Source organism: Mesorhizobium sp. M7A.F.Ca.CA.002.05.1.1, from assembly GCF_003998335.1.
Lineage (GTDB): Bacteria > Pseudomonadota > Alphaproteobacteria > Rhizobiales > Rhizobiaceae > Mesorhizobium.
In genome coordinates, this window is the sequence record NZ_RZQI01000431.1 from 1 (window position 1) to 4939 (window position 4939).

General features: G+C 62.7%; 7 protein-coding genes and 1 pseudogene. 1 reads left to right on the forward strand and 7 read right to left on the reverse strand.

Going from position 1 to position 4939, the window contains the following annotated elements; translation table 11 throughout:
- Nucleotides 1-315 precede the first annotated feature (315 nt).
- On the forward strand, nucleotides 316-735 hold the full coding sequence (locus EN939_RS20690) for a DUF4864 domain-containing protein (RefSeq protein WP_127269463.1): 420 nt from the start codon (nucleotides 316-318) through the stop codon (nucleotides 733-735).
- A gap of 4 nt (nucleotides 736-739) precedes the next feature.
- Here the strand turns inward: EN939_RS20690 and tgt are convergent, their stop codons facing one another.
- The 7 genes and pseudogenes from tgt to EN939_RS20720 form a co-directional block, all read right to left on the reverse strand.
- Nucleotides 740-1870: a tRNA guanosine(34) transglycosylase Tgt gene (tgt, locus tag EN939_RS20695; protein ID WP_127269464.1), complete on the reverse strand. Its 1131-nt coding sequence runs from the start codon at nucleotides 1868-1870 to the stop codon at nucleotides 740-742.
- Complete coding sequence (locus EN939_RS38125; protein WP_164749036.1) at nucleotides 1863-2039, reverse strand: hypothetical protein; 177 nt, start codon at nucleotides 2037-2039, stop codon at nucleotides 1863-1865. Before EN939_RS38125 ends, tgt begins: the two co-directional genes overlap by 8 nt.
- A complete protein-coding gene (gene queA, locus EN939_RS20700) occupies nucleotides 2029-3117 on the reverse strand; it encodes a tRNA preQ1(34) S-adenosylmethionine ribosyltransferase-isomerase QueA (RefSeq protein ID WP_127269465.1) in 1089 nt (362 codons plus the stop codon). The genes EN939_RS38125 and queA overlap by 11 nt, the downstream gene beginning before the upstream one ends.
- Nucleotides 3117-3566 carry a DMT family transporter gene (locus EN939_RS20705; protein ID WP_127269466.1) on the reverse strand — a complete coding sequence of 150 codons (450 nt, stop codon included), beginning with the start codon at nucleotides 3564-3566 and terminating at the stop codon, nucleotides 3117-3119. The genes queA and EN939_RS20705 overlap by 1 nt, the downstream gene beginning before the upstream one ends.
- Before the next feature lie 12 nt (nucleotides 3567-3578).
- The gene (locus EN939_RS20710; RefSeq protein ID WP_127269467.1) at nucleotides 3579-4091 is read right to left on the reverse strand and encodes a peptidylprolyl isomerase; all 513 of its coding nucleotides are present in this window, start codon (nucleotides 4089-4091) and stop codon (nucleotides 3579-3581) included.
- A 38-nt stretch (nucleotides 4092-4129) separates the two neighbouring features.
- Nucleotides 4130-4717 carry a peptidylprolyl isomerase gene (locus EN939_RS20715; protein ID WP_127269468.1) on the reverse strand — a complete coding sequence of 196 codons (588 nt, stop codon included), beginning with the start codon at nucleotides 4715-4717 and terminating at the stop codon, nucleotides 4130-4132.
- Nucleotides 4718-4733: 16 nt separating this feature from the next.
- Nucleotides 4734-4939 (reverse strand): annotated as a pseudogene (locus tag EN939_RS20720) (pantetheine-phosphate adenylyltransferase); the annotation flags it as partial.

The window sequence follows — 4939 nt, forward strand, 5'->3', positions numbered from 1 at the left end:
TCATAGGATTTGCCGAGCTCGCATTTGATCTGCACGAAAAACGCCTTCATGGCTTCGTCCCGCTAAACGTCCAAGTCCAGCGGCCCTTCTGGCAGACTGGAGGCGGGCTTTCAAGCGCTGGAATGAATGCTCAGCCGGCTCGGGCCTAGGCTACCGCCTGCTGCAACTCCGCCACTGGCGTGGAACTTGTCACCGATCGCCAGTGAATATTCGCAATCGCTGAAACCGCGATGCGCTGCCAAGCGTATGTTATGATGTGTCTTCGGACAGCAGCATTTCGAGGGAAGATATTTCGCGGGATAACGGAGACAGGCCATGCGCCGCGCCTTTTTCGCAATCGCAGTCGTTCCATTCCTCTTCGCGTCGTCGGTATTGGCCGGCGATGCCGAGATCAAGGCGGGCCAGTCCGTCATCGACAGTCAGCTAAAGGCCCTCATCGCCAATGACGGCGCCACCGCCTACAGCTTCGCCGCCCCGAATGTGAAGCGGATCTTCCCGACCGTCGATGCCTTCATGAACATGGTGACCAACGGCTATCCGCCGGTGCGCAAGCCGCGGACCTATTCCTTCGGCAAGGTCGAGGAGACCGCTCCGGGTTCGATCGTCCAGCAGGTGCTGATCGTCGGCCCCGACGGCAAGGATTACGAGGCGGTCTACACGTTGCAGCAACAGCCCGATGGCACGTTCCAGATCACCGGCTGCAGCCTGCGCGCCTCGAATTCGCTCAGCACTTGAGGCCTCACAGCAACGGGATATCGCCCCTCGCCCAGCCCTCGGTGATTTCCGCGCCGCGCGCCTCGAAGGCGCCGGTCTCGATCGCAGCGCGGATGTCCTGCATCAGCTTTTGATAGTAAGAAAGGTTGTTCCAGGTCAAAAGCATAGCACCGAGCGCTTCTTGCGAGCGCACCAGATGATGCAGATAGGCGCGTGAGTAGTCCCGGGCGGCCGGGCAGTCGCTTTCCTCGTCGAGCGGCCGTGGATCGTCGGCATGGCGGGCGTTGCGCAGATTGACCTTGCCGCGCCTTGTATAGGCAAGGCCGTGGCGGCCGGCCCGTGTCGGCATCACGCAGTCGAACATGTCGATGCCGCGCGCCACCGATTTCAGGATATCGTCGGGCGTGCCGACACCCATCAGATAGCGCGGCTTGTCCGCTGGCAGTTCCGGGCAGGTGATGTCGAGCATCTCGAGCATCACCGCTTGCGGTTCGCCGACGGCCAGGCCGCCGACCGCATAGCCCTTCAGCTCCATCGCGCTCAGCGCCTGCGCCGAGCGCTCCCGCAGCGCCGCGTTGTCGCCGCCTTGCACGATGCCGAACATCGCCTTGCCCGGCTGATCGCCGAACGCCGTCTTGCAGCGCTCGGCCCAACGCAACGACAGCTCCATGGCGCGCTCGATTTCCTTCATCTCGGCCGGCAGCGCCGTGCATTCGTCAAGCTGCATCTGGATATCGGAATCGAGCAATCCCTGGATCTCTATCGAACGCTCCGGCGACATCTCGTAGGCGGCGCCATCGATATGCGAGCGGAAGGTGACGCCCTTTTCGGTCAGCTTTCTCAGCTTCGACAGCGACATCACCTGGAAACCGCCGCTGTCGGTCAGGATAGGATGCGGCCAGCGGGCGAATTCATGCAAACCGCCGAGCCGCGCCACACGCTCGGCGCCGGGCCGCAGCATCAGATGATAGGTGTTGCCCAGGATGATGTCGGCGCCGACACCGCGCACCTGGTCCATATACATGGCCTTGACGGTGCCGCCGGTGCCGACCGGCATGAAGGCCGGCGTGCGGATTTCGCCGCGCGGCATGTCGATCACGCCGCGTCGCGCCTTGCCGTCGGTTGCCAGAACCTTGAAGCTGAACGGCTTAGCCATTGAATTCCTTGTCGTGGATCGGGGCGTCCGGCGCCTGATTGTCGAGCGACTGGCGGTAGTGGATGCAGCCGCGCATGGCGGAATCGAGGTGCTGGCGAATGCCGGCGCGCAGCTTTTTCAATTCCGCATTCAGCGCATAGCGGTCAAAGGCTTGCAGATCATCGTCCATCGCTCGTCTCCGCTCGGAAAAGCAGGCTTGCGTCGCCATAGGAATAGAATCTGTAACGGTTCTCGATCGCATGGGCATAGGCCGCACGCATCGTGTCGAGGCCGCTGAAGGCCGAGACAAGCATGAACAGCGTCGAGCGCGGCAGATGGAAATTGGTCATCAGCACGTCGGCGGTGCGAAAACGGTAGCCGGGCGTGATGAAGATATCGGTCGGACCGGACCACGCAGCCAGAGTACCGTCCTCACGCGCCGCACTCTCCAGCAGTCGCAGCGAGGTCGTGCCGACGGCAACGACGCGCCCGCCTCTTGCTCTTGCAGCATTCAGGGCGTCCGCAGTAGCTTCGCTGACCGAACCGGTCTCGGCATGCATCTTGTGGTCGGCGGTGTCGTCGGCCTTCACCGGCAGGAACGTACCGGCGCCGACATGCAAGGTGACGAAGCGGCGTTCGATGCCCTTGCTGTCAAGCGCTGCAAAAAGCTCCGGCGTGAAATGCAGGCCCGCTGTCGGAGCCGCGACGGCGCCTTCCTCGCTTGCATAGATGGTCTGGTAGTCGGCCCGGTCGCGTTCGTCGTCGTCGCGTTTCGAGGCGATGTAGGGCGGCAGCGGAATGTGGCCGACCGCGTGCAGCGCCTCGTCGAGGAACGGCCCCGACAGATCGAAGCCAAGCAGCGCTTCGCCGCCCTCGCCTTTCTCGATCACCGTGGCGTCGAGCTGACCGAGCAAACAGGAATTGCCGTCATGGCCGAAATGGATGCGGTCGCCGGCGGCAATGCGCTTGCCCGGCCGCATGAAGGCCAGCCAGCGGTCCGGCGCCATGCGCATATGCAGCGTGGCTTCGACCTGCGCTGTCACTTCGCCTCGCCTCCGGATGCCTTTGAGCTGCGCTGGAATGACCTTGGTGTCGTTGAACACCAGCACGTCGCCGGCCCTGAGCAAGGACGGCAGGTCGCCAACCCTGCGGTCGTCGAACCCTTCGCCGGGTTTGACCACCAGCATCTTGGCGCTGTCGCGCGGCTCCGCCGGACGAAGCGCGATGCGCTCCTCCGGCAAGTCGAAGTCAAAGAGATCGACGCGCATCAGTAGAGCCGGACGAGCAGCGCTCCGGCCAGCAGCAGCACCGCGCCGGCAACGCGGCCGAGCGAGATTTCACGCACCGCGACGCCGAGGAAGCCGACGCGATCGATGAGCATGCCGGCCAGCAACTGGCCGGTGACCAGAAACGCCATCAGCGCGGCCGCACCTATGCGTGGCGTGAGAATCGTCGACAGCGTGACATAGAAACCGCCCAGCATGCCGCCGGCCACGAACAGCCAGGGCGCCGGCGCCTTCCAGTCGAGCGAGATGCCTTGCAGCTTCACCACCGTGACGGAGATGATACCGAGCACGATCGCGCCCGACAGGAACGAAAACGCAGCCGCCGCGACCGGGAGGCCCAGGCCGCGCGCCAGCTGCGAATTGATCGGCGCCTGAATGGCAATGAAGGCGCCGGACAGGATGCCGAGAAGCGACCAGACGACGCCCATCATTGTCGTTTGCCCTTACTTGACGTCGGCCGCGACTTTCAGCGACACGATCTTGTCGGGATCCTGCACCGGCTCGCCGCGCTTGATCTTGTCGACATTGTCCATGCCTTCGATGACCTGGCCCCAGACCGTGTACTGGCGGTTGAGGAAGGCGGCATCGTCGAAGCAGATGAAGAACTGCGAATTGGCCGAGTTCGGGTTCTGCGAGCGGGCCATCGAGCAGGTGCCGCGAGCATGGTTGGCGTTGGAGAATTCAGCCTTCAAATCCGGCTTTTCAGAGCCGCCCATGCCCGCGCGGGACGGCGCGAAGGAAGGCTTGCTCGAATTGCCGAACTTGACGTCGCCGGTCTGCGCCATGAAACCCTCGATGACGCGGTGGAAGACCACGCCGTCATAGGCGCCTTCCCTGGCCAGTTCCTTGATGCGGGCGACATGGCCGGGCGCCAGGTCGGGGAAAAGTTCGATGACGACCTTGCCCTTGGTCGTTTCCATGATGAGCGCGTTCTCGCGATCCTTGATTTCGGCCATGTCAGATATCCTTTTGAGAAACAGAGTTATTCGACAATTTACTTGTCGGCGGCGATGCGCACCTTAATCATCCGGTCGGGATCGGTGACCGTGCCGTTGTCCGCCTGGTCGCCCTTCTTGATTTGGTCCACCAGTTCCATGCCGCTGACGACATTGCCGACGATCGTGTACTGGCCATCGAGGGGCGGTGCCGGAGCGAACATGATGAAGAACTGCGAATTGGCCGAATTTGGGTCCTGCGAGCGGGCCATACCGACCACGCCGCGCTTATAATGTTCGGTCTGTGAGAATTCGGCCGGCAGGTCGGGCAGGTCGGAACCGCCGGTGCCGGCGGCCTCGGCGCTGAAACCCTTTTTCATATTGCCGAACTTGACGTCGCCGGTCTGCGCCATGAAGCCGTCGATGACGCGATGGAAGGCGACGTTGTCATAGGCGCCTTGGCGCACCAGCTTCTTGATCTGCTCGACATGCTTTGGCGCAAGATCGGGCCTCAGCGCAATGGTGACGTCGCCGTCCTTCAGCGTGATGATCATTGTGTTTTCCGGGTCGGCGGCGAAAGCCGAGACCGACACAGCCACAAGACCGGCGAGCACGACAAGGAACGAGGCTAGCTTTTTCAGCTGCATGGTTTTCTCCGAAAACTTACTTCTTGAACTTGGCTGTGAGCGCACCGGCAACCGCCGCCGGCACGAAGGGGCGAATGTCGCCGCCCATCGAGGCAATCTGGCGAACAAGTGTGGCGGTAATGGTGCGTACCGAAGGACTGGCGGGCAGAAAAACCGTCTGCAGTTGGGGCGCCATGGTCTCGTTCATGCCGGCCATCTGCATCTCATAGTCGAGGTCGGTGC

What these genes read in the sequence shown, in the direction of transcription:
- EN939_RS20690 (WP_127269463.1), top strand. Translation starts at nt 316, where the DNA reads ATGCGCCGCGCCTTTTTCGCAATCGCAGTCGTTCCATTCCTCTTCGCG.
- queA (WP_127269465.1), bottom strand. Translation starts at nt 3,117, where the DNA reads ATGCGCGTCGATCTCTTTGACTTCGACTTGCCGGAGGAGCGCATCGCG.
- EN939_RS38125 (WP_164749036.1), bottom strand. Translation starts at nt 2,039, where the DNA reads ATGGACGATGATCTGCAAGCCTTTGACCGCTATGCGCTGAATGCGGAA.
- EN939_RS20715 (WP_127269468.1), bottom strand. Translation starts at nt 4,717, where the DNA reads ATGCAGCTGAAAAAGCTAGCCTCGTTCCTTGTCGTGCTCGCCGGTCTT.
- EN939_RS20710 (WP_127269467.1), bottom strand. Translation starts at nt 4,091, where the DNA reads ATGGCCGAAATCAAGGATCGCGAGAACGCGCTCATCATGGAAACGACC.
- EN939_RS20705 (WP_127269466.1), bottom strand. Translation starts at nt 3,566, where the DNA reads ATGATGGGCGTCGTCTGGTCGCTTCTCGGCATCCTGTCCGGCGCCTTC.
- tgt (WP_127269464.1), bottom strand. Translation starts at nt 1,870, where the DNA reads ATGGCTAAGCCGTTCAGCTTCAAGGTTCTGGCAACCGACGGCAAGGCG.